This is a genomic window from Streptomyces sp. NPDC058308 (genome assembly GCF_042880275.1).
Taxonomy (GTDB): domain Bacteria; phylum Actinomycetota; class Actinomycetes; order Streptomycetales; family Streptomycetaceae; genus Streptomyces.
In genome coordinates this window covers 93,727-115,131 of the sequence record NZ_JBHVZA010000024.1, presented here as the reverse complement: position 1 = coordinate 115,131, position 21,405 = coordinate 93,727, and the positions used below count along the sequence as shown (strand labels likewise).

General features: G+C 71.4%; 20 protein-coding genes. 6 read left to right on the top strand and 14 right to left on the bottom strand.

Going from position 1 to position 21,405, the window contains the following annotated elements:
- Positions 1-26 precede the first annotated feature (26 nt).
- From ACFVYL_RS28685 to ACFVYL_RS28670, 4 genes are all read right to left on the bottom strand, one after another.
- On the bottom strand, positions 27-1,550 hold the full coding sequence (locus tag ACFVYL_RS28685) for a VCBS repeat-containing protein (protein WP_389720924.1): 1,524 nt from the start codon (positions 1,548-1,550) through the stop codon (positions 27-29).
- A gap of 561 nt (positions 1,551-2,111) precedes the next feature.
- A complete protein-coding gene (locus ACFVYL_RS28680) occupies positions 2,112-2,624 on the bottom strand; it encodes a GNAT family N-acetyltransferase (RefSeq protein ID WP_389720922.1) in 513 nt (170 codons plus the stop codon).
- Positions 2,625-2,661: 37 nt separating this feature from the next.
- Complete coding sequence (locus ACFVYL_RS28675) at positions 2,662-3,177, bottom strand: RNA polymerase sigma factor (protein WP_389720920.1); 516 nt, start codon at positions 3,175-3,177, stop codon at positions 2,662-2,664.
- A gap of 114 nt (positions 3,178-3,291) precedes the next feature.
- The gene (locus ACFVYL_RS28670; protein ID WP_389720918.1) at positions 3,292-4,482 is read right to left on the bottom strand and encodes a glycerophosphodiester phosphodiesterase; all 1,191 of its coding nucleotides are present in this window, start codon (positions 4,480-4,482) and stop codon (positions 3,292-3,294) included.
- Between the two features lie 367 nt (positions 4,483-4,849).
- On the opposite strand from ACFVYL_RS28670, the gene ACFVYL_RS28665 reads away from it, so the two are divergent.
- Positions 4,850-5,539: a lysophospholipid acyltransferase family protein gene (locus ACFVYL_RS28665; protein ID WP_079074771.1), complete on the top strand. Its 690-nt coding sequence runs from the start codon at positions 4,850-4,852 to the stop codon at positions 5,537-5,539.
- A 718-nt stretch (positions 5,540-6,257) separates the two neighbouring features.
- On the opposite strand, the gene ACFVYL_RS28660 is transcribed toward ACFVYL_RS28665, so the two are convergent.
- The 4 genes from ACFVYL_RS28660 to argH all read right to left on the bottom strand — a co-directional run bounded on the left by ACFVYL_RS28660 (position 6,258) and on the right by argH (position 10,999).
- Positions 6,258-7,799, bottom strand: coding sequence for an MFS transporter (locus tag ACFVYL_RS28660; protein WP_389720916.1), 1,542 nt, complete (start codon positions 7,797-7,799; stop codon positions 6,258-6,260).
- On the bottom strand, positions 7,796-8,347 hold the full coding sequence (locus tag ACFVYL_RS28655; protein ID WP_389720914.1) for a TetR/AcrR family transcriptional regulator: 552 nt from the start codon (positions 8,345-8,347) through the stop codon (positions 7,796-7,798). The genes ACFVYL_RS28660 and ACFVYL_RS28655 overlap by 4 nt, the downstream gene beginning before the upstream one ends.
- Positions 8,348-8,489: 142 nt before the next feature.
- A complete protein-coding gene (locus ACFVYL_RS28650; protein ID WP_389720912.1) occupies positions 8,490-9,464 on the bottom strand; it encodes an aldo/keto reductase in 975 nt (324 codons plus the stop codon).
- A gap of 104 nt (positions 9,465-9,568) precedes the next feature.
- Positions 9,569-10,999 carry an argininosuccinate lyase gene (gene argH / locus ACFVYL_RS28645; protein ID WP_389720910.1) on the bottom strand — a complete coding sequence of 477 codons (1,431 nt, stop codon included), beginning with the start codon at positions 10,997-10,999 and terminating at the stop codon, positions 9,569-9,571.
- A gap of 145 nt (positions 11,000-11,144) precedes the next feature.
- Here argH and ACFVYL_RS28640 point away from each other — a divergent pair, with 145 nt between their 5' ends.
- Entirely contained in the window at positions 11,145-11,750 is a 606-nt protein-coding gene (locus ACFVYL_RS28640) for a pyridoxamine 5'-phosphate oxidase family protein (protein WP_389720908.1), read from the top strand.
- A 57-nt stretch (positions 11,751-11,807) separates the two neighbouring features.
- Entirely contained in the window at positions 11,808-12,827 is a 1,020-nt protein-coding gene (locus ACFVYL_RS28635) for a bile acid:sodium symporter family protein (RefSeq protein ID WP_389720906.1), read from the top strand.
- Positions 12,828-12,947: 120 nt separating this feature from the next.
- Here the strand turns inward: ACFVYL_RS28635 and ACFVYL_RS28630 are convergent, their stop codons facing one another.
- From ACFVYL_RS28630 to argC, 5 genes are read right to left on the bottom strand one after another with little or no spacing between them, the layout of a single operon-like run.
- Positions 12,948-13,493: an arginine repressor gene (locus ACFVYL_RS28630; RefSeq protein WP_389720904.1), complete on the bottom strand. Its 546-nt coding sequence runs from the start codon at positions 13,491-13,493 to the stop codon at positions 12,948-12,950.
- A 7-nt stretch (positions 13,494-13,500) separates the two neighbouring features.
- Positions 13,501-14,706, bottom strand: a complete 1,206-nt coding sequence (locus ACFVYL_RS28625; protein WP_389720902.1) for an acetylornithine transaminase — start codon at positions 14,704-14,706, stop codon at positions 13,501-13,503.
- Positions 14,703-15,611 carry an acetylglutamate kinase gene (gene argB / locus ACFVYL_RS28620; RefSeq protein WP_389720900.1) on the bottom strand — a complete coding sequence of 303 codons (909 nt, stop codon included), beginning with the start codon at positions 15,609-15,611 and terminating at the stop codon, positions 14,703-14,705. Before argB ends, ACFVYL_RS28625 begins: the two co-directional genes overlap by 4 nt.
- On the bottom strand, positions 15,608-16,759 hold the full coding sequence (argJ, locus tag ACFVYL_RS28615; RefSeq protein ID WP_389720898.1) for a bifunctional glutamate N-acetyltransferase/amino-acid acetyltransferase ArgJ: 1,152 nt from the start codon (positions 16,757-16,759) through the stop codon (positions 15,608-15,610). Before argJ ends, argB begins: the two co-directional genes overlap by 4 nt.
- Positions 16,756-17,784 (bottom strand): N-acetyl-gamma-glutamyl-phosphate reductase, encoded by a 1,029-nt coding sequence (gene argC, locus ACFVYL_RS28610; protein ID WP_389720896.1) that lies wholly within the window; start codon positions 17,782-17,784, stop codon positions 16,756-16,758. The genes argJ and argC overlap by 4 nt, the downstream gene beginning before the upstream one ends.
- A 217-nt stretch (positions 17,785-18,001) precedes the next feature.
- On the opposite strand from argC, the gene ACFVYL_RS28605 reads away from it, so the two are divergent.
- A complete protein-coding gene (locus ACFVYL_RS28605) occupies positions 18,002-18,772 on the top strand; it encodes an alpha/beta fold hydrolase (protein WP_389720894.1) in 771 nt (256 codons plus the stop codon).
- A gap of 114 nt (positions 18,773-18,886) precedes the next feature.
- Positions 18,887-20,083 carry an epoxide hydrolase family protein gene (locus ACFVYL_RS28600; RefSeq protein ID WP_389720892.1) on the top strand — a complete coding sequence of 399 codons (1,197 nt, stop codon included), beginning with the start codon at positions 18,887-18,889 and terminating at the stop codon, positions 20,081-20,083.
- Between the two features lie 67 nt (positions 20,084-20,150).
- Here the strand turns inward: ACFVYL_RS28600 and ACFVYL_RS28595 are convergent, their stop codons facing one another.
- A complete protein-coding gene (locus ACFVYL_RS28595; protein ID WP_389720890.1) occupies positions 20,151-20,564 on the bottom strand; it encodes a DUF5997 family protein in 414 nt (137 codons plus the stop codon).
- Between the two features lie 57 nt (positions 20,565-20,621).
- Between ACFVYL_RS28595 and ACFVYL_RS28590 the strand changes: the two genes are divergently transcribed.
- Positions 20,622-21,401, top strand: coding sequence for a LysR family substrate-binding domain-containing protein (locus ACFVYL_RS28590; RefSeq protein WP_389720888.1), 780 nt, complete (start codon positions 20,622-20,624; stop codon positions 21,399-21,401).
- Positions 21,402-21,405 lie beyond the last annotated feature (4 nt).

Here is a 21,405-nt window from a genome sequence, read left to right as displayed (position 1 = left end):
GCCGTGTGCACGGCGCCCGCGTCCGCCTACCTCACGTCCGAACCAAAAGCCTTGCCCTCGTCCGGGATGCCGTCGGCGCCCGGCTTGAGCGTGCGCACCGAGCCGGTGCCGTCTTCGACGTGCTTCCACGACATCGCGTACACCAGACCCTTACGGTCGGCCGGCGTCTTGCTGTAGGGCACCCCGACATACAGGTCCTTGTACGAGGCCCACAGCCCGAGGCCCGCGAAGTCGCGGGCCTGCGCGGTGCCCGGGAGCCCCTTGCCCCGCGTAAGGGCCTTGCCGCCTCCGCCGGAGCGGTCGAGTGCGGACAGGACGTGCACGGCGCCGGCGTTCTCCGCGGCCCCCACCTCCTGGTTGGGAACACTGACGGCCAGCTTGATCGTCTCGGTGGTACCGACCTCACCGGGAACGGTGTTGGCGAGGGCGACCCGCTGGCCGAAGAAGTCAGCCGTCGCCGGCCGCTCGTCACCGCCGGATGCCAGCCGGTCCACGAAGTTGACCTCGGTGACGGCACCTGAGGGCTTGATCCGGATGACGGTCACGGCGCCCGCGTCCGCAACCGTGCCGATGTTCTCGTTGGGAGTTCCGACGGCCACCAGCGCGTCCGTCTCGGCATCCGCACCCGAGGGGCGGTACGGGACCATCGACAGCGCTGTGCCGAACCGGTCGTCCTTGGCGGACGCACCGGACACCAGGGCGGGATGGTCCTCGTCCACTCCGTCCAGTGCTGTCGGACGTCCGGCCACCAGAGCGTGGTTGAACAGCGTCACGGCCCCGGCGAACGACTCCTCGCCGATGGCCTCACCGGGCGCTCCGACGGCGATGAAACGACTCGTGGCGGCAAGGGAGTGTCCGAACCGGTCATGAGGCTCGGCCACACCCGGCACGTCCGGATCGTCCTGGTTGACCGTGGTCTTCGTGGTGCCCTGCACGTAGTGGATGCACCCCGCATCCGAGCGGTCCTCGATGGCCTCGCCCGGTACGCCGACGGCGAGGTACGGCTTGCCGCCCGACGTGGCACCGGCCGCGAGGGCGTAGCCGAAGAGGTCGCCGGCCTCGGTGGTGGTGGCGCCGTCGAGGCCCGCCTGGGTGTAGCTCTCGACCGTGGACCCCTCGCCCAGGCCCGTCGGCCGGCCGTGGATCACGTAGACCGCTCCGGCGTCCGCCTGTGCCCCCTCGGTGGTACTGACGTCCTCGTACGGCGCTCCCACCGCCAAGTCGTCGCAGCCGTCCTTGTCCGCGTCGTACACGGCGATCGACGCGCCGAACTTGTCGCCCGCCTCCGGGTTGGCGGTCATGCCGCTCAGCGCCTGGGAGAGCTCGGTGACGCCCTTGTCTCCGCCGAGCACGATGCGGACCAGACCTGCGTTCGCCTTGCCTTCGACGGTGGCCTCGGGATCCGCCACGGCCATGTCGCGAATGCCGTCACCGTTGAAGTCCGACCCCACTCCGGCGGTGCACGAGGCGGCGGTCGCGGGCGGCGCGCCCAAAGAGAAGGACGCCGTGGCGGCCATCACGAGGGCCGCCACGGTTCCCCACTTGGTCACCCGCGCGCCTCCGCGCAGGTCTTTGTTCAACTCCACAGCCCCACCCCAGAGTCACGGAACATCCACCAGATGTTCACAGCGGGGTGAGTTAATGCTTCGCCTCAATAACCCGTCAACATGACCCACGTCACACGCGCATGACGCAAGGCCACGAACAGTGACCGACCGTAGTGCCCAAAGATGCGTCCCGGCCAGCCTTCAACTTCCCGACAACGCAAGGAGTCTGAGGCCCTTTTGGGCGGATGTGAGGCTCACAGCGGACTCACAGGCTGCCCTCTCGTGTCAGTGCGAATCCGACAGGAGGGCACGTCGCGAAGGATCTACGCGGCGAGAATCGGCCATGCCGCGATGTACCGCGCCCCGGGAGCGTCACGGAACGCGAGGTGAAAGCCGAGCGGAATTCGTGAAGCCCCGGGGCGATATGTCCACTCGGACGTCAGTCTCGGACCACCACCGACCGCCCCGCTGCCACACCGCACCGACTCCCGCAGGGACTGCTTCGGAAACCGGCCGGGGCTCTCACGCAGCCGGACGACGGTGCGGGTGGGGCCAGCGTATGCCTCAGGCGCTCGTCACGAACGCGCTTGCCGGTGCGTCCTTGGCGAGAGTGACCCGGGTGAGCCGCTCGTTCACGCGCTGGGTGTCCACCGCGGCGTACCCGTGCTTGCGGTACAGCTGGAGGTTCTGCTCGCTGCGGTGGCCGGAGGAGAGCTGGAAGCACTTGGCGGTGCCGGCCGCGCCGAGGTGCTGTTCTATCGCGTCGAGCAGGCGGCCGCCCAGGCCGTGCCGCTGCATGCGGGGGTGGACGATGAGCTTGCCGATCCGTGCCGTGCCGTCCGCGTCGACCGTGCCGCGCACGGAGGCCACCACCTCGTCGCCGAGGCGGGCCACCAGGACCGTGCCCGCGGCCACTTCGGCCCTGATGGAGTCGAGGGACTGCGTCAGGGGTTCGATCGAGTAGTCGCCGTAGACCTCGGCCTCGCTCTGGTAGCAGAGGTACTGCAGTTTGAGGATCTGCTCGACGGCGTCCTTGTCGTCGGCCGCCGCCACCGAGATGGTCACGCTCATGCCCATGTGTGCATGCCTCCCGCTCACCTGCTCCACCGGTTGTCTACCGCTCCATTCCCCACGGAGCAGGAGCCGCAACCTCCGCCGTCAGCATTCTGCGCAGGCATCCCAGGCATCGGGAACGTTCCGGCCCCAGACTGCCCTGTGACATTCCCAACGCCCCTGCGATTTCCCGGTAGGTGAGGTCCTCGGGGGACAGCAGTGCGGCCATGATGCGGGGGCAGCGGCCGGGCAGTCTGCGCACCGCGTCGTGCAGGGTGCGGTGCCGGTCGGCGGTCAGGGCGCGCTGCTCGGGGCCGCGGTCGGCGTCGTCGGCGGGCTCGCTCGCGTACGCCGCCTCGCGCCGACTGGTGTGCCGGGTGCGGCGCGCCTCGGACCGGACGGCGCCGCGCAGCCACAGCGCCGGGTCGGCGGGCGGCCCCGCCACCTCCAGGCGCTCCAACAGGCGCAGCCAGACGGCCTGTTCGAGATCGCCGGGGTCCGCGCCGGAGCCGAGGGCCTCCGCGGACGCCTCGGCGGCGAGCAGCGGCCGCAGGGTGGGGATCAGTTCGTGGGTCATGCCCGGCGGGACGCGGCCGCCGCGGTACGAGGTTTCCCCAGCGGCCGCTTCTCACCCCAACCGGGGCCGGGCGCTCGGCCGTTGACGCGAGTCACCCGGCGCCCGAGGGGGCCGTCAGTCCTGTGCGAAGTCCGCGGCGGCGAGCAGCGCGGTGTCGCAGTTGTCGGAGAAGATCCCGTCGATGCCCGTCTCGAAGTAGGCCTTGAAGGCGCCGAAGGCGTCTCCGTAGGCGTTCGGGTCGGTGCCCTTCCTGAAGTTCGCGGGCAGGAAGGTGTTCTCGTTGCGCATCGTGTACGGGTGCAGGATCAGGTCCGCCGCGTGCGCGTCGTCGACCAGCGTGGTCGGGGTGCCGAGGCTGCCGTCCGCCTTCTTCGGGATGACCAGGTCGAGGGTCGGGCCGATGCCCTGGGCGAAGCCCGCCATCCACCGCAGGCCCTTGGGCGTGATCAGGTCGGCGACGGTGCGCGGGTCGCCCGCCTCGACGAAGTCCCAGGGGCGGGAGTTCGCGGTGGAGAGCAGCACGACGCGGGGGCCCGAGACCAGTTCGGCCAGGCGCTGGAGGCTGGAGGGCTCGAAGGACTGCAGGAAGTTCGGCGAGTTCTTCTTGTGCCGGCCGTAACGGCGCAGGAGCTTGGCGAGCGGCTCCTCCAGGCCCAGGCCCAGCTTGCGGAAGTACGTGGGGTGCTTGGTCTCGATGTGCAGCCAGACCGGCCTGCCGCGCCGGCGCCCCTCCTTCTCCGCCCAGCGGAGGACCTCTTCGAGGGTGGGGACCTCCCAGCGGCCGTCGTAGAGGGTGTTGCGCTGGCGGGTGCCCGGGATGCGCTCCTTGGCGCGCAGCGTCTTCAGCTCGGCGAGCGTGAAGTCCTCGGTGAACCAGCCGGTGAGCTTGACGCCGTCCACGGACTTGGTGGTCTTGCGGGACGCGAACTCGGTGTGCGCCGAGACGTCCGTCGTCGCGGTGATGTCGTTCTCGTGACGGCATACGAGGTGGCCGTCCTTGGTGGGCACGACGTCCTGCTCGATCACGTGCGCGCCCATGTCGAGGGCGAGCTGGTACGAGCCGAGCGTGTGCTCGGGGCGGTAACCGCTGGTCCCCCGGTGCGCGACGACCGTCGGCACGGGCAGGCTCCGGTAACCGCCGTGCCCGCCGTGCTCCCCGTGACCGCCGCCGTGCCGCTCGCCGGCTCTTGCCACGCCGGGCACTCCTGCCACCGCCGTGCCCGCGCCGAGGACCGCGGCCCCCAGCACCGCCCGCCGCCCCGGACTCGTCCCCGGCTGCTGCTGACCCGATCCCTGCGTCGCCATTGGCGCTCCTCCCGATGTGCTGCCGCCTTGCACCTGACAAAGCGGGACTGATCGTAGGTGGCCGGGAGTGACGTGTGGGAGACCCCTGACGGAACGGCGGGATGACGCGGCGTGGCGAGTGGGCGCACCATGGAGGTGGCGGCCCGCGCCCCGCGGCCCGCCACGCAGAGCGACGGGTGTGCGTGACAAGGACCACTGGTTCGGGCCACAACGATCCCGCGGGGATACGGTCGTCACAAAGGCGACGGCTCAGGGCAAGATCCCGCAAAGTCAGGTCAACACTGCGTATCGAGTGCATGAACCCGATGTGCAAAGGGCGGTGGCCCGCGAGTATCGTCCTCACCTGCATTTACTCGTCGTCGACCCGTTGACACCGGAGGGCCTGTTGTCCCGTCTAGCGCTCATCAAGGCAGTGCTCGGACCGATCTTGCGCCTGATGTTCCGCCCACGGGTAGAAGGCGCCGAGAACATTCCTGGGACCGGGCCCGTCATCCTGGCCGGAAACCACCTGACGTTCATCGACTCGATGATCCTGCCGCTGGTGACCAACCGTCCGGTGTTCTTCATCGGCAAGGACGAGTACGTCACCGGCAAGGGCCTCAAGGGGCGCCTCATGGCCTGGTTCTTCACGGGCGTCGGCATGATCCCGGTGGACCGTGACGGTGGCCGCGGAGGCGTGGCCGCGCTGATGACCGGTCGGCGCATTCTCGACGACGGCAAGGTCTTCGGCATCTACCCCGAGGGCACGCGGTCGCCCGACGGGCGGCTGTACCGGGGCCGTACGGGCATCGCTCGCCTCACCCTGATGACCGGTGCGCCCGTCGTCCCCTTCGCGATGATCGGCACGGACAAGCTCCAGCCCGGTGGCAAGGGGCTGCCGCGGCCCGGCAAGGTGACGGTCCGCTTCGGCGAGGCGATGGAGTTCTCCCGGTATGACGGCATGGACCGTGACCGGTATGTGCTGCGTGCGGTGACGGACTCCGTGATGACGGAGGTCATGCTCTTGTCGGGGCAGGAGTACGTGGACATGTACGCCACCAAGGCGAAGGCGGCCTAGCCGCCCGGGTAACGGTTCTTATCGGCGCGCCCGCGCCGGGGTCGGGGTCTTCCCCCGGCGCCGGGGCGGGCGTTCTTCGTCCCTTGCGGGTCGTGCGGGGTTGGTCGCGCAGTTCCCCGCGCCCCTGGGGGCTGGCCATTGCTCGTCGCCTGCGGGCCGTGCGGGGTTGGTCGCGCAGTTCCCCGCGCCCCTGGGGGCTGGCCATTGCTCGTCGCCTGCGGGCCGTGCGGGGTTGGTCGCGCAGTTCCCCGCGCCCCTGGGGGCTGGCCATTGCTCGTCGCCTGCGGGTCGTGGGTGGTTGCTCGCGCAGTTCCCCGCGCCCCTGGGGGCTGGGCCTCTGTTCGTCGCCTGCAAGTCGTGTGGGGTGGCTCGCGCCGTTCCCCGCGCCCCTTAGAAGGTGGTTCGTCGTCTGCGGGTTGGATTCGGCTGGTCGCGCCGTTCCTCGCGCCCCTGGAGCCCCTGCCGGGGCAATCCCCCAGCGGGGGTGCGAGGAACGGCGCGAGCAACCACGCACTACCAGGGGCGCGGGGAACTGCGCGAGCAACCACCCACGACCCGCAGACAACACTCAACCCCTCAAGGGGCGCGGGGAACTGCGCGACCAGCCACACACGGCCCGCAGGCACAACACAACCCCCTCAGGGGCGCGGGGAACTGCGCGACCAGCCACGTAGCGCCCGCAGCCCGCACGGCATACACCCGCCCCCCCGGGGAGCCCCTAGTGATCGACGCCCGACTCCAGTTCCTGGCCCTTCAGGAGGAACCACGCCACCGCAGCCGTCGCGAGAAGCACCGCCGCCCCCACGCCCGCCGCCAGGCGCAGACCGTCCACGAAGGCCGTCTGGGCGGCTGAGAGCAGGACGTCCGCCTGCCCCGCCGGCAGGCCCGCCGTCGACTCCACCGCGCCGCCCAGCGACTCGTGCGCGGCCGACGCGACATCGGGCGGCGTACCCGGCGGCGCCGTGAAGTCGCGGTAGACGCCGGTGACGATGGAGCCGAGCAGGGCGATGCCGAGCGCGGCGCCCAGTTCGTACGCCGTCTCGGAGACCGCGGACGCCGCGCCCGCCTGTTCCTTGGGGACGCTGGAGAGGATGACGTCGGCGGTCACGGTGAACGAGAAGCCCGCGCCGATGCCGACGACCAGGAGCGAGGCGCCGAGCAGCGGATAGCCGGTGTGCTGGCTGAGCCCCGTGAGCGCGGCGAGGGAGAGGCCGACCGCCGCGAGGCCGCCGGCGACCACGATCCGTACGGAGAAGCGCCGCGCCACCATGCCCGCGATGAGACCGGCCCCCACCGCGCCGACCGCCGCGGGCAGTTCGGCGAGGCCCGCCTCGAACGGCCGTCGGCCTTGGACGAGTTGCAGGAACTGGGAGAGGAAGAAGACCAGGCCGGAGAGGCCGAGGACGGTGAGCAGGTCGGCGAGGACCGCCCCGGAGAAGCCGCGGTTGCGGAACAGCCGCATGTCAAGGAGCGGCGCGCTGAGCGTCAGTTGGCGGCGTACGAACCAGGTGAGCGCGGCGACGCCCACGACGGCGCCCGCGACGGCGTCCCAGCGCAGACCGTGCGCGGCCGCCTCCTTGATGGCGTACACGACGGCGATCATGCCGATGAGGGAGAGCACGACGCTGACCAGGTCCCAGGGGCCCGGCGCCGGGTTCTTGGACTCGGGCAGGAACTTGATGCCGACCAGCACGAGCACGGCCATCACGGGCAGGTTGATGAGGAAGACCGAGCCCCACCAGAAGTGTTCGAGCAGGAAGCCGCCGACGACGGGCCCGACGGCGGCGCCCGCGGACGCCATGGCGCCCCAGATGCCGACCGCGAGGCTGCGCTCGCGCGGGTCGTGGAAGATGTTCCGGATCAGCGCGAGCGTGGACGGCATGAGCGTCGCACCCGCGACGCCGAGCAGCGCACGGGCCAGGATCATCAGCTCGGGGCTGGTGGCGTAGGAGTTGAGCACCGAGACCGCGCCGAAGGCGACGGCCCCGGTGAGCAGCAGCTTCTTGCGGCCGATGCGGTCGCCGAGGCTGCCCATGGAGACGAGCAGGCCGGCGATGACGAAGGAGTAGACGTCGCCGATCCAGAGCAGCTGGGTGCCGGAGGGCTTGAGGTCCTCGCTGATGTACGGCGTCGCCAGGCCGAGCACGGTCGCGTCGACGGCGACGAGGAGCACCGCGAGGGCGAGTACGGCGAGGGCGAGCCAGCGGCCGGGGCTGCGCTCCGCCTCGGGCCCCGCCGTCTGCTGATGGGTGCTGGTCATGAGTCCACTCTCCGCTGTGCGCCGCCGATCAGCAGCTCGGCGATCATGTACGAGAAGTCGTTGGCGGCCACCCGGCCGTCCTGCACGGCCCAGGCGCCGGAGCCGACGAGGCCGTACAGCGCCTCGGTCAGCCAGGCGGGGGTGAGGTCGATGCGGAACTCACCGTTCTCCTGGCCGCGCCGGAAGAGCGCGGCGAGCCGGTCGTCGATGCGGGACCAGCCCACGTGCTGGGTGTCGCCCTCGAACAGCTGGTTCTCGGTGTACAGGAACGCGAGCAGACCGGCGGCCGGCTCGATCTCCTTCACCAGGCGCCGCAGCGCGTCGCTCGCGCTGCCCTCACGGAGGCGGGCCCGGTCGACGGCGGCTTCGCACTCCTGCAGGCCGAGGTCTTCGAGGGCGCGCACGAGCGCGTCGCGGCCCGCGAAGTGGCGGTGGAGGGTCGCCCTGCTGATGCCCGCGGCGCGGGCGACCTCGTCCATGGTGGAGGTGGCTTTACGGGTGAGCAGGGCCGCGGCGCTGCGCAGGACCTGCTCGCGATCGACTGACATGAAACAACCATAAGCCGCATGAGACATGAATGTCTCATGGGTTGGGTGTCAGTGAGCCGTCACCGGGCCCTCGTGGGGCCGGGGCGGAGCCATCGTCGAGCCGTCGCGACCCGGGCGACCTCCGTTCGAGAGGACAGGCTCTTCAGTTCCAGGGCAGCCGCGCCCGGCCCTCCCAGTACGCGGCGGGGTCCTGCGCGAGCCCCACGAGCCGCTCCAGCTGCCCGGCGTCCAGATCGACGGCTGCGGCGTGCAGGTTGGAGACGAGCTGGACCGACGTGGCCGCGCCGGAGAGCACGACGCCCGCCCACGGCTCGGCAAGGAGGACGGCGAGCGCGACCGCGTCGCAGCCGAGCCCCGTCTCCTGCGCGACCTCGCGCAGCGCGGGCGGCGCGTACGGCCCCGCGAGCCTGCCGTTGGCCATGCCCTCCTTGACGATCACGGTGAGTCCCGCGTCGTGCGCCTCGGCGAGCGCGGGCCCCGCCGAGGTCTCCAGGATGTTGTACGTGGCCTGGACGGTGCGGAAGAGCGGCTCGCCGTCGACGGTCACGGCGAGGGCGGCGCGGATCGCGGCCGCCTGGTCGGGACCGCTCACGGAGAGGCCGACCGTGACGCCTTCGGCGGCGAGCGCGGCCAGGTGGCCGTGGAGTTCCTTGTCGGTGAGCGCCGGGCTCTGGGGCGTCACGGAGTGGATCTGGTAGAGGTCGAGCCGGTCGCCGAGCAGTTCGGCGGTCTCGGCGCGCTGGCGGGCGTACGCGGCGACACTGTGGTCCTTGACCTCGTGCGGGCCCTCGACGTCGGTGCGCCAGTCCGCCGTGTACGTGTAGCCCCACTTGCTGCCGATGACGACGTCGGTGAGGTCGGGCCTGGCGCGCAGCCAGTCGCCGAGGAACTCCTCGGCCCTGCCGTACGACCGTGCCACGTCGAAGTAGCGGACCCCCGACGCGTAGGCGGCGTCGAGGAGTTCGAGGGCGCGCTCGCGCAGGTCATCGACGCTGCGGGAGGGCGGCAGGTCGGTCTCACGGCCCAGCGTGATGTAGCCGGGCCTGCCGACGGCGGCGAGGCCGAGTCCCAGGTGGGCGGTCGGGGTCGTGGCTGCGGCCAGCCGTGCGAAGGGCATCGCGGGCTCCTCGTCGTAGGGGGTTCCCCGTCAACGTAACCCGCGACGCCCTTTTGTCACCTACAGGCACCCGGTGTCACCGTTGTCCTCGCGGACACCGGCCGTCACTTACGGGCGCCCGCCCACTCCTGCTGCACCGCCAGGTCCGCCTTGACCTCGGCGAGTTGGACGGCGACGGCGGAGGGGGCGGTGCCGCCGCGGCCGTCGCGGGAGGCCAGGGCGCCGGGGACGTTCAGGACGGTCCGCACCTCGGGGGTGAGGTGTTCGGAGATCTCGGCGAACTGATCGTCGGTGAGGTCGTCGAGCTCCTTGCCCTCGGCCTCGGCGACCTTCACGCACGCGCCCGCGACATCGTGCGCGACACGGAACGGCACGCCCTGCTTGACCAGCCACTCGGCGATGTCCGTGGCGAGCGAGAAACCGGCCGGGGCCAGCTCCTGCATGCGCTCGCGGTGCACGGTGAGCGTCGCCATCATGCCGGTGAAGGCGGGCAGCAGGATCTCCAGCTGGTCGCAGGAGTCGAAGACCGGCTCCTTGTCCTCTTGGAGGTCGCGGTTGTACGCGAGCGGGAGCGCCTTGAGCGTCGCCATCAGGCCCGTCAGATTGCCGATGAGGCGGCCCGACTTGCCCCGCGCCAGCTCGGCGATGTCCGGGTTCTTCTTCTGCGGCATGATCGAGGAGCCGGTCGAGAAGGCGTCGTGGAGGGTGACGAAGGAGAACTCCTTCGTGTTCCAGATGATGACCTCCTCGGCGATCCGGGAGAGGTTCACGCCGATCATCGCGGTGATGAACGCGAACTCCGCGACGAAGTCCCTGGAGGCCGTGCCGTCGATGGAGTTGGCGGACGAGCCCTGCTCGAAGCCGAGGTCCCTGGCGACCGCCTCGGGGTCGAGGCCGAGCGAGGAACCGGCCAGCGCGCCCGAGCCGTAGGGCGACACGGCCGTCCGGGTGTCCCACTGGCGCAGCCGCTCCGCGTCCCGGGAGAGCGACTGGACGTGCGCGAGGACGTGGTGCGCGAAGAGCACCGGCTGGGCGTGCTGCAGGTGCGTCCGCCCGGGCATGGCGACGTCGGGGTGCGCCTCGGCGAGGCCGACGAGCGCGCCCTGGAGTTCGGCGAGCAGGCCACCGATGATGCGGGCGTGGTCGCGCAGGTACATCCGGAAGAGCGTCGCCACCTGGTCGTTGCGGGACCGGCCGGCCCGCAGCTTGCCGCCCAGGTCGGGGCCGAGCCGCTCAAGCAGGCCCCGCTCCAGGGCGGTGTGGACGTCCTCGTCGGCGATGGTCCCGACGAAGGAGCCGTCGGCCACGTCGGCCTCCAGCCGGCCGAGTCCGTCCAGCATGCCGGCGAGCTCTTCGTCGGTGAGCAGGCCCGCCTTGTGGAGCACGCGTGCGTGGGCGCGGGAACCGGCGATGTCGTACGGCGCCAGGCGCCAGTCGAAGTGGACCGACGCCGAAAGCTTCGCCAGGGCCTCCGCGGGCCCGTCGGCGAACCTTCCGCCCCAGAGCCGGACGTCACCGCCGTTGTTGCTGCTCACTGCACGTGCTCCTCAAGGCCGTTGCCTGCATGCACCGTCCTGCATGAGTATGCAGTACTCCGTATGTTTCGTCAATCGAGGCACTGCACGGGCGGTGGCCCATTTCGTTAGACAAACAAAAAGCCTTGCCCAATAATCACTGGCCATGGGAAAAACCTATGAACGCATCGACGGCAGACTCCGCACCTTCATCGAGGCGCAGCCGATGTTCTTCGCGGCGACCGCCCCGCTCGCCGACGACGGCACGATCAACCTCTCCCCCAAGGGCCTCCAGGGGTCCTTCGTGGTCCTCGACGAACTGCGCGTCGCCTACCTCGACTTCGCGGGCAGCAACGCCGAAACCATCGCCCATCTGCGGGAGAACGGCCGCATCACGCTCATGTGGTGCGCCTTCCAGGGGCCGCCCAACATCGTGCGGGTGCACGGGGCGGGCGAGCCCGTCTTCCGCGACGACCCGCGCTTCGCGGAGCTCCTCGGCCACTTCCCCGGCATCGACCCGACGCCGCACGGCCTGCGCGCCATCATCGTAGTGACGGCCGATCTCATCCGCGACACCTGCGGGTACGGGGTGCCGTTCATGACGTACGACGAGGACCGCGACCTGCACGGCAAGCGGTTCTCGCGGGAGGACGACGAGTCACTCAGCGCATACTTCGCCAAGAAGGACCACATCGCGCAGAGCATCGACGGGCTGCCGGGGCTGCCCTTGCCGCTGCCGCCCGGCGTCCCCCGTACGCGGACCTCCGTGTAGCGACCACATACCGAGACGGGGTTGCACGCGCGCCCGGCCGGGGCGTTGCATCGCGCCGTGCGATCCGAACAGCCCGTGCGACCCGACCAGACGCTCACCGGCCCGACCGGCGGGGCGGACCCGACCGGCGGCGCGGACCCGGCCGACAAGGCCGCCCGCCGCGCCGTCACCGTCTTCCCCGTCCTCGTCCTCGCGGCGGGCGCGCTCGGCCTCGCCCTGCCGGACGCCTTCGAAGGCTGGGGCACGAACGTCCCGTACCTGCTGGGTGTGGTGATGTTCTGCATGGGCCTGACCATGACCCCGCTCGACTTCCAGGGCGTGGTCAAGCGTCCCTGGGCCGTCGCGCTCGGCCTCGTCGCGCACTACGTCATCATGCCGGGGCTCGGCTGGCTGATCGCCCACGCGCTCGGCCTGTCGCCGCAGCTGGCGGCCGGCGTGATCCTGGTGGGCTGCGCGCCGAGCGGCACGGCGTCGAACGTGGTCACCTACCTCGCGCGCGGCGACGTGGCCCTGTCCGTCTCCGTCGCCACCGTCTCGACCGTCCTCGCACCACTGGTCACGCCCCCGCTGACGCTGCTGCTCGCGGGCGAGTATCTGCCGGTGGACGCGGGCTCGATGGTCACCGACATCCTCAAGACCGTGCTGCTTCCGGTCCTCGCCGGGCTGGTCGTACGGCTGCTCCTCGGGCGGTACGTCGACCGGGTGCTCGGCGCGCTGCCGTGGCTGTCGGCGCTGACCATCGCGGCCATCGTGGCGATCGTCGTCGCGGGCAGCGCCGCGGCCATCAAGTCGGCCGCGGCCCTGGTGTTCCTCGCGGTGTTCCTGCACAACGGGCTCGGTCTCGCGCTCGGTTACGGCGCGGGCAAGCTGGCCCGCCTCGGCCCGCCCGCCTCCCGGGCCATGGCCTTCGAGGTCGGCATGCAGAACTCGGGCCTCGCGGCGTCCCTGGCCACGGCCCACTTCAGCCCGCTGGCGGCGCTGCCTGCGGCGGTGTTCTCCGTGTGGCACAACGTTTCGGGGGCGCTGGTCGCGGCGTGGCTGGCGCGGCGGAATTCGAGCAGTCCGTCCGGCGCTTGAGGAGGACCCCGGCAAAGCCGGTGGTCAACGCCGCCGTCCAGCCCGTCCAGCCCGTCCGGCGCTTGAGGACGAACCCGGCGGAGCCGGTGATCAACGCCGCCCAAGGCCCCCGGGCCAGAATCAGTGCTCGTTCGACGCCAGCCGCAGCAAATGGTCCGCGAGCGCCTGCCCCCCGGTAGCCTCCCGGCTGATCAGCATCAGCGTGTCGTCGCCCGCGATCGTCCCGAGGATGTCGTGCAGTTCGGCCTGGTCGATGGCGGACGCCAGGAACTGGGCCGCACCCGGCGGGGTGCGCAGGACGACGAGGTTCGCCGAGGCCTCCGCGGAGATCAGCAGCTCCGCGGAGAGGCGCCGCATCCGCTCCTCCTTGGCCGACTCCCCCAGCGGCGCGCGCGGGGTGCGGAAGCCGCCCTCGCTCGGTACCGCGTAGATGAGGTCGCCCTCGGTGTTGCGGATCTTCACCGCGTTCAGCTCGTCGAGGTCGCGGGAGAGCGTCGCCTGCGTGACGGTCAGTCCGTCGTCGGCGAGCAGCTTCGCCAGCTGGCTCTGTGAGCGCACCGGTTGCCGGTTGAGGATGTCCACGATCCGGCGGTGGCGTGCGGTGCGGGTCTGCGGCACGGCGGGACCCGCGTGGTCGCCGTGCTCGTTGCCTTGCGCCTGGCTCATCGTCGTCTCATTCTCCGGATCGTCCGTCCCCGTCGGCTTCTGAAGCCCTGCCCAGGATGCCGGGCAGTGCCTCCAGGAACGCGTCCACCTCGTCGTCGCACACGTTCAGCGGCGGCATCAGCCGTACGACATCGGGGGCGGGCGCGTTCACGAGGAAGCCGGCGTCCTGAGCCACCTGCTGCACCCGCGGCGCGAGCGGCTCGGTGAGCACGATACCCAGCAGCAGCCCCGAGCCCCTTACATGACCTACGAGCGGGTGCCCCGATGACTCGATCGCGTCGCGCAGTTTCTCGCCCGCCCGCTTGGTGTTCTCCAGGAGCCCCTCGGCCTCGACGGCGTCGATGACGGCACGGCCCGCGGCGCACGCGACGGGGTTGCCGCCGAACGTCGTGCCGTGGTGACCGGGCTTGAAGAGCTCCGCGGCGGCGCCGAACGCGACGGTCGCGCCGAGCGGAAGACCGCCGCCAAGACCCTTCGCGAGCGTGACGACGTCCGGCTCCACGCCGTCGTGCGCGAGGTACTCGAACCAGTGCCCGGTGCGGCCGATTCCGGTCTGCACCTCGTCGAGGACGAGCAGCGTGCCGGTGGCCGCGGTGATCTCCCGGGCCGCCCTGAGGTAGCCCGCGGGCGGCACGACGACGCCGTTCTCGCCCTGGATCGGCTCGATGACCACGAGGGCGGTCTCGGTGGTGACCGCCGCGCGCAGCGCCTCGGCGTCGCCGTACGGGACGTGTGTGACGTCGCCGGGCAGGGGCAGGAACGGCTCCTGCTTGCCGGGCTGACCGGTGAGGGCGAGCGCGCCCATGGTCCGGCCGTGGAACCCGCCCTCGGTGGCGACCATGTGCCGGCGGCCGGTCAGCCGGCCGAGCTTGAACGCGCCCTCGTTGGCCTCGGCGCCGGAGTTGCAGAAGTACACCCGGCCTTCGCGCCCGAAGAGCTGCAGCAGCTTCTCGGCGAGCGCGACGGGCGGTTCGGCGACGAAGAGGTTCGAGACGTGCCCGAGGGCGCCGATCTGCGCGCTCACGGCCTCGACGACGGCCGGGTGGGCGTGACCGAGGGCGTTGACCGCGATACCGCCGACGAAGTCGAGGTACTCCTTGCCGTCGGCGTCCCACACCTTGGTGCCCGCGCCGCGCACGAGAGGCAGCCTGGGCGTGCCGTAGTTGTCCATGAGCGCGCCCTGCCAGCGCGCGGTCAGCTCCTGGTTGCTCATGACTCCCCCTCCTCGTCGGGCACGACCATCGTGCCGATTCCCTCGTCCGTGAAGATTTCCAGCAGGATCGAGTGCTGGACGCGTCCGTCGATGACGCGGGCGGTCTCGACGCCGTTGCGCACGGCGTGCAGGCAGCCCTCCATCTTCGGGACCATGCCGCTGGCCAGCTCGGGCAGGAGCTTCTCCAGCTCGGCGGCGGTGAGCCTGCTGATGACCTCGTCGGAGTGGGGCCAGTCCTCGTACAGGCCCTCGACGTCGGTCAGGACCATCAGGGTCTCGGCATCAAGCGCCGCAGCGAGTGCCGCAGCCGCCGTATCAGCATTGACGTTGTAGACATGGTGGTCGTCCTGGGAGCGGGCGATCGAGGAGACGACGGGGATGCGGCCGTCGGCGAGCAGCGCTTCGATGGCGCCCGTGTCGATCTCGGTGATCTCGCCGACGCGGCCGATGTCGACCAGTTCGCCCTCGATGCGGGGCTGGTGCTTGGTGGCGGTGATGGTGTGCGCGTCCTCGCCGGTCAGGCCGACGGCGAGCGGGCCGTGCTGGTTGAGCAGCCCGACGAGCTCGCGCTGCACCTGTCCGGCGAGCACCATGCGTACGACGTCCATGGCGTCCTCGGTGGTGACCCGCAGGCCCGCCTTGAACTCGCTCACGATGCCGTGCCGGTCGAGGGCCCTGCTGATCTGCGGTCCGCCGCCGTGCACGACGACGGGCCTGAGGCCCGCGTGGTGCAGGAAGACGACGTCCTGGGCGAAGGCGGCCTTCAGTTCCTCGTCGACCATGGCGTTGCCGCCGAACTTGATGACGACGGTCTTGCCGCGGTGCCGGGTCAGCCAGGGCAGCGCCTCGATGAGGATCTGTGCCTTGGGGAGCGCGGTGTGCTTGCGCGCGGTCGGCTGGCTCATGAGCTGTACGCGCTGTTCTCGTGCACGTAGTCCGCGGTGAGGTCGTTGGTCCAGATCGTCGCGGTCTCGTCGCCCGCCGCCAGGTCGGCGGTGACGACGATCTCCCGGTAGCGCATGTCGACGAGCTCGCGGTCCTCGCCCACGGAGCCGTTCTTGCAGACCCAGACGCCGTTGATGGCGACGTTCAGCCGGTCGGGTTCGAAGACGGCGGACGTGGTGCCGATCGCGGAGAGCACGCGGCCCCAGTTGGGGTCCTCGCCGTGCAGGGCGCACTTGAGGAGGTTGTTGCGGGCGATGGAGCGGCCGACCTCGACTGCGTCGGCCTCGCTCGCGGCGTTCACGACCTCGACCTTGATGTCCTTGCTCGCGCCCTCGGCGTCGCCGATCAGCTGCCGTCCGAGGTCGTCGCAGACCTCGCGTACGGCGGCGGCGAACTCGGCGTACTCCGGGGCGACTCCGGACGCGCCCGAGGCGAGCAGCAGGACCGTGTCGTTGGTGGACATGCAGCCGTCGGAGTCGACACGGTCGAAGGTGAGCCGGGTGGCGTCGCGCAGCGCCCGGTCCAGGACGTCGGCTTCGAGGTCGGCGTCGGTGGTGAGCACGACGAGCATGGTGGCGAGGCCGGGGGCGAGCATGCCCGCGCCCTTGGCCATGCCGCCGACGGTCCAGCCTTCCTTGGTGACCACGGACGTCTTGTGCACGCTGTCGGTGGTCTTGATGGCGATGGCGGCCTTCTCGCCGCCGTGCGCGGAGAGTTCACCGGCGGCCTTGTCGACGCCCGCCAGGAGCTTGTCCATGGGGAGCGTGACGCCGATGAGCCCGGTCGAGGCGACGGCGACCTCTCCGGCGTTCACGGACAGCGCGTCGGCCACCTTCTCGGCGGTGGCGTGCGTGTCCTGGAAGCCCTGCGGGCCCGTACAGGCGTTGGCGCCACCGGAGTTGAGGACGACGGCGGAGACCAGGCCGCCCTTGAGGACCTGCTCCGACCACAGGACGGGAGCGGCCTTGACGCGGTTGGAGGTGAAGACGCCCGCGGCGGCCAGGCGGGGCCCGGTGTTGAGGACGAGGGCCAGGTCCGGGTTGCCGTTCTCCTTGATTCCGGCGGCGATGCCCGCGGCCGTGAATCCCTTGGCTGCCGTCACACTCACGGCGCGACTCCGATCGTAGTCAGCCCGGTGGCCTCGTCGAGGCCGAGGGCGATGTTCATGCTCTGCAGGGCGCCGCCCGCGGTGCCCTTGGTCAGATTGTCGATGGCGCCGATCACGATCACGCGCCCGGCCGCCTCGTCGTACGCGACCTGGACCTGCACGGCGTTCGAGCCGTACACGGCCGCGGTGGCGGGCCACTGCCCCTCGGGGAGCAGCCGCACGAACGGCTCGTCGGCGAACGCCTTCGCGTACCCGGCCCGCACCGACTCCGCGGTGACGCCCGCCTTGGCCTTCGCGCTGCACGTGGCGAGGATGCCGCGGGGCATCGGGGCCAGGGTCGGCGTGAAGGAGACGGTGACGGGGGTGCCCGCGGCGGCGGAGAGGTTCTGGACGATCTCGGGCGTGTGCCGGTGTCCTCCCCCGACGCCGTACGGGGACATGCTCCCCATGACCTCCGAGCCGAGGAGGTGCGGCTTGACCGCCTTGCCCGCGCCGGAGGTGCCGGACGCCGCGACGATCACCGCTTCGGGCTCGACGAGGTCCGCCGCGTACGCGGGAAAGAGCGCGAGGGAGACCGCGGTGGGGTAGCAACCGGGCACCGCGATGCGCTTGGCACCCTCCAGGGCGGCGCGGCCGCCCGGCAGTTCGGGGAGGCCGTAGGGCCAGGTCCCGGCGTGCGGGCTGCCGTAGAACTTCTCCCACTCCCCCGCGTCCGTCAGCCGGAAGTCCGCGCCCATGTCGACGACGAGGACGTCGGGCCCGAGCTGCTCGGCGACGGCGGCGGACTGCCCGTGGGGCAGCGCGAGAAAGACGACGTCGTGCCCGGCGAGGACCTCGGCGGTGGTCGGCTCCAGAACCCGGTCGGCGAGCGGAAGCAGATGCGGTTGCAGCGCGCCGAGGCGCTGCCCCGCGTTCGAGTTGCCGGTGAGGGCGCCGATCTCGACCCCGGGGTGCCCGAGCAGCAGACGCAGCAGCTCGCCGCCCGCGTACCCACTCGCCCCTGCCACCGCTGCGCGTACCCTCATGGAACCCTCCTCTTGGATGGCATGACTATACGTTTCGCCACAGTTTTATGCAATGTGCTGCCTTGCGGATGCCCCGGCGAATGCCCCGGTCGGCGATCACCATCCATGATCGCTGCACGCGCGAAGTGCCTCTTGGCCGGCGGAAGCGACCGCGGTTGGCTTAAGGCCATCACCCACCGCGCGGCCCCCGCCGGGGCCCACGAGGCCGAGGAGAACCGTGCCCAGCCTGGACGTCAACGACACGACCCTGCACTACGAGGACGAGGGGAGCGGCCCCGCGCTGCTGTTCCTGCACGGGTGGGGCACCAGCGGGCGGGCCTGGGACGCCCAGGTGCCCGAGTTCGCCCGGGACCACCGGGTGGTCACTGTCGACTGGCGAGGCTGCGGGCGGTCGGCCCACCCGGCCCGGGGCAACACCGTCCCGGACGTGGTCGACGACCTGGTGGCGCTGACCGAAGCGCTGCGGCTGGCGCGGCCCGTGGTCGTCGGCTCGTCGATCGGCGGGGCCTTCGCCGTCGAACTGGGGGTACGGCGGCCCGAGCTGATCGCGGGCATCGTCTCGGTGGACGCGCCCGGGTACTGGCCGTCAGAGCAGGCCCAGGCGGAACTCGTCGCCGCCCTGCGCCGCGACCGGGCCGGCACGGTCGCCGACTGGGTGCCCACCTGGTTCGCGCCGGGCACCGCGCCCGCCCTCATCGACCGGACCGTCCGCCAGATCCTGGCATCCGGCGTCCACATCGACGCGCACCAGGCCACCGCCCACCGCTACGACCCGCGCCCCGCGCTGCCGGGGCTGCGGACACCGGTCCACTACCTCCACGGCGAACTGGACACCGCGATCCCCGTGGAGGTGGCCCGCGCCTGCGCCGCCCTCACCCCGGGCGCCACGCTCGACGTAATCGGCGACGCCGGCCACATGCCGCACCAAGAGCTCCCCCACCGCTTCAACGCGGCGCTGCGGGCCGCGCTCGCCGGGATGACGGGATGACACGGGCCGCCGACGCCTTCCGAAGTGCCGTGGGTCCGGCCGTGGGATTCCGCCACGGGCGATCATCCAGGTCATAGGGGGCGGGCCGGGGCACCCGACGTAGCATGCGCAGCGATGACGACCTTGGACGACAGCACCCTTTGGCCCTACCGCCTCGACATACCCCAGGCGGATCTGGACGACCTCCACGCCCGGCTCGACCGCACGCGCTGGCCCGACGAACTGCCCGGAGTCGGCTGGGCGTACGGCATCCCCCGTGACTACCTCAAGGAACTCGTGCACTACTGGCGGCACGCGTACGACTGGCGGGCCGCCGAAGCCGCGCTGAACGAGTGGCCGCAGTTCACGACCACGATCGACGGGGCGAACATCCACTTCGCCCACATCCGGTCCCCCGAGCCGGACGCGACGCCGCTCCTCATGACCCATGGCTGGCCCGGCTCGATCGTGGAGTTCGCCGACGTCGTCGGCCCGCTCACCGATCCGCGGGCGCACGGCGGCGATCCGGCCGACGCCTTCCACCTGGTACTCCCCGGCATTCCCGGGTTCGGCCTTTCCGGTCCGACCCGGGAGACCGGCTGGGAGTTCCGGCGGGTCGCCCTCGCCTGCGCCGAACTCATGGCACGGCTCGGCTACGAGCGGTACGGGGTGCAGGGCGGCGACTGGGGTGCGGGCATCTCCCGCGAGCACGGCAGGCTGCGGCCGGACCACGTCATCGGCGTCCATCTGAACCTGCTGCCGAACTCGGCGCAGACCCACGAGCCGGACGCGCGGGAGCTGGCCGCGCTCGACGCTCAAGAGCGCGAGCGGACGCTGGCCTCCTGGGAGCGGATGCGGGCGTGGAGCCGGGACCGGCAGGGGTACGCCGACATCCAGGCCACCCGCCCGCAGACCCTCGCGTACGGCCTGACGGACTCGCCGGTGGGCCAACTGGCCTGGATCGTCGAGAAGTTCAAGGAGTGGACCGACTCCGAGGACCGTCCGGAGGACGCCGTCGACCGGGACCGGATGCTCACGAACGTGATGCTGTACTGGCTGACCGGCACGGCGGGTTCGTCCGCCCGGATCTACTACGAGCGGGCGCAGGCCGCCTATACCGGCAACCCGCCCGCGCCGTCACCGACGCCGACCGCCCTGGCCGACTTCCCCCGCGACAACTTCATCCCGCTGCGCCACATCGCGGACCGCACCAACAACATCGTGCAGTGGACGACGTACGACCGTGGCGGTCACTTCGCGGCGATGGAGCAGCCGGACCTGCTGGTGGCCGACGTACGCAGGTTCTTCCGCACGCTCCGTACGGGAGGCTGACCGCCTCAGGAGCAAGGAGCGGCCGGAGTCGGCGGAGCAGGGGTCAGCCGGGGGGGGGCAGCGGGGGTCAGCGGCCGTCTTCGCCGCGTGCCGCGCGCTTCTCCGCCTGCTCGGCCCGCTTCTCCTTGATGCGCACGGTCTCCTTGCGGACCTCGGCCTGGGTGGCGCGCTCCTGGCGCAGCCAGCCGGGCTGCTCCTCCTTCAGCGCGTCGATCTGCTCCGTGGTCAGCGCCTCGGTGATCCCGCCGCGGGCGAGGCCCGCGATGGAGATCCCGAGCTTGGCCGCGACGACGGGGCGGGGGTGCGGGCCGTTGCGCCGCAGCTCCTGCAGCCACTCGGGCGGGTCGGTCTGCAGCGCGTTCAGCTCGCTGCGCGAGACGACACCCTCCTGGAACTCGGCGGGCGTGGCCTCGAGGTACACACCCAGCTTCTTCGCCGCGGTCGCGGGCTTCATGGTCTGGGTGGTCTGGTGCGACGTCATGGGTCAAGGGTATCGAGCATGTGCGCTACTCCTGACCACGCCGGGTAGCCTGGCGAGGTGACAGGCTCGGAAAGCTCCCCTTCGTTCCGGCTCGCCTACGTCCCCGGAGTGACGCCCGCCAAATGGGTGCGGATCTGGAACGAGCGGCTGCCCGACATCCCACTGACCCTCCTCCCGGTCTCCGCCGACGAGGCGCCCGGCGTGCTGCGCGCGGGCGGCGCAGACGCCGGTTTCGTGCGGCTGCCCTTCGACCGTACGGACCTCAGCGCGATCCCCCTCTACACCGAGACCACCGTCGTCGTGGCCCCCAAGGACCACGTCGTGGCCGCGGTCGACGAGGTGTCCTGCGAGGACCTGGCCGACGAGATCGTGTTCCACCCGCTCGACGAGACCCTGGAGTGGGAGCGGCGGCCCGGCCGGGCCGCGCACGAGCGCCCCGCGACCACCGAGGACGCCGTCGAGCTCGTCGCGGCGGGCGTGGGTCTCCTCGTCGTCCCGCAGTCGCTCGCCCGCCTGTACCACCGCAAGGACCTCACCTACCGCCCGGTGACGGACGCCCCGGAGTCGCGCGTCGCCCTGTCGTGGCCGGAGCACGAGACCACCGATCTGGTCGAGGACTTCATCGGGATCGTCCGCGGCCGGACGGTCAACAGCTCGCGGGGCCGCGCCCAGGCCCCGGCCAAGAAGCAGGCCAAGGCGGCGGCCCAGCCGAGGCGGAAGCCCGCGGCGGGCAAGGCGGGGAGCAAGTCGGGGGGCAGGACGGCCGGGAAGCCGCAGCGCGGCGCCGCCGCCCGGCCCAAGCCCGCCAAGCGCGGCAAGCCCCGGCGCCGCTCGTAGCACC

Excerpts from the sequence above, each read along its gene's own strand:
- ACFVYL_RS28680 (WP_389720922.1), bottom strand. The coding sequence starts at position 2,624 with ATGGGCATGAGCGTGACCATCTCGGTGGCGGCGGCCGACGACAAGGAC.
- ACFVYL_RS28675 (WP_389720920.1), bottom strand. The coding sequence starts at position 3,177 with ATGACCCACGAACTGATCCCCACCCTGCGGCCGCTGCTCGCCGCCGAG.
- ACFVYL_RS28670 (WP_389720918.1), bottom strand. The coding sequence starts at position 4,482 with ATGGCGACGCAGGGATCGGGTCAGCAGCAGCCGGGGACGAGTCCGGGG.
- ACFVYL_RS28660 (WP_389720916.1), bottom strand. The coding sequence starts at position 7,799 with ATGACCAGCACCCATCAGCAGACGGCGGGGCCCGAGGCGGAGCGCAGC.
- ACFVYL_RS28655 (WP_389720914.1), bottom strand. The coding sequence starts at position 8,347 with ATGTCAGTCGATCGCGAGCAGGTCCTGCGCAGCGCCGCGGCCCTGCTC.
- ACFVYL_RS28650 (WP_389720912.1), bottom strand. The coding sequence starts at position 9,464 with ATGCCCTTCGCACGGCTGGCCGCAGCCACGACCCCGACCGCCCACCTG.
- ACFVYL_RS28640 (WP_389720908.1), top strand. The coding sequence starts at position 11,145 with ATGGGAAAAACCTATGAACGCATCGACGGCAGACTCCGCACCTTCATC.
- ACFVYL_RS28630 (WP_389720904.1), bottom strand. The coding sequence starts at position 13,493 with ATGAGCCAGGCGCAAGGCAACGAGCACGGCGACCACGCGGGTCCCGCC.
- ACFVYL_RS28625 (WP_389720902.1), bottom strand. The coding sequence starts at position 14,706 with ATGAGCAACCAGGAGCTGACCGCGCGCTGGCAGGGCGCGCTCATGGAC.
- argB (WP_389720900.1), bottom strand. The coding sequence starts at position 15,611 with ATGAGCCAGCCGACCGCGCGCAAGCACACCGCGCTCCCCAAGGCACAG.
- argC (WP_389720896.1), bottom strand. The coding sequence starts at position 17,784 with ATGAGGGTACGCGCAGCGGTGGCAGGGGCGAGTGGGTACGCGGGCGGC.
- ACFVYL_RS28600 (WP_389720892.1), top strand. The coding sequence starts at position 18,887 with ATGACGACCTTGGACGACAGCACCCTTTGGCCCTACCGCCTCGACATA.
- ACFVYL_RS28595 (WP_389720890.1), bottom strand. The coding sequence starts at position 20,564 with ATGACGTCGCACCAGACCACCCAGACCATGAAGCCCGCGACCGCGGCG.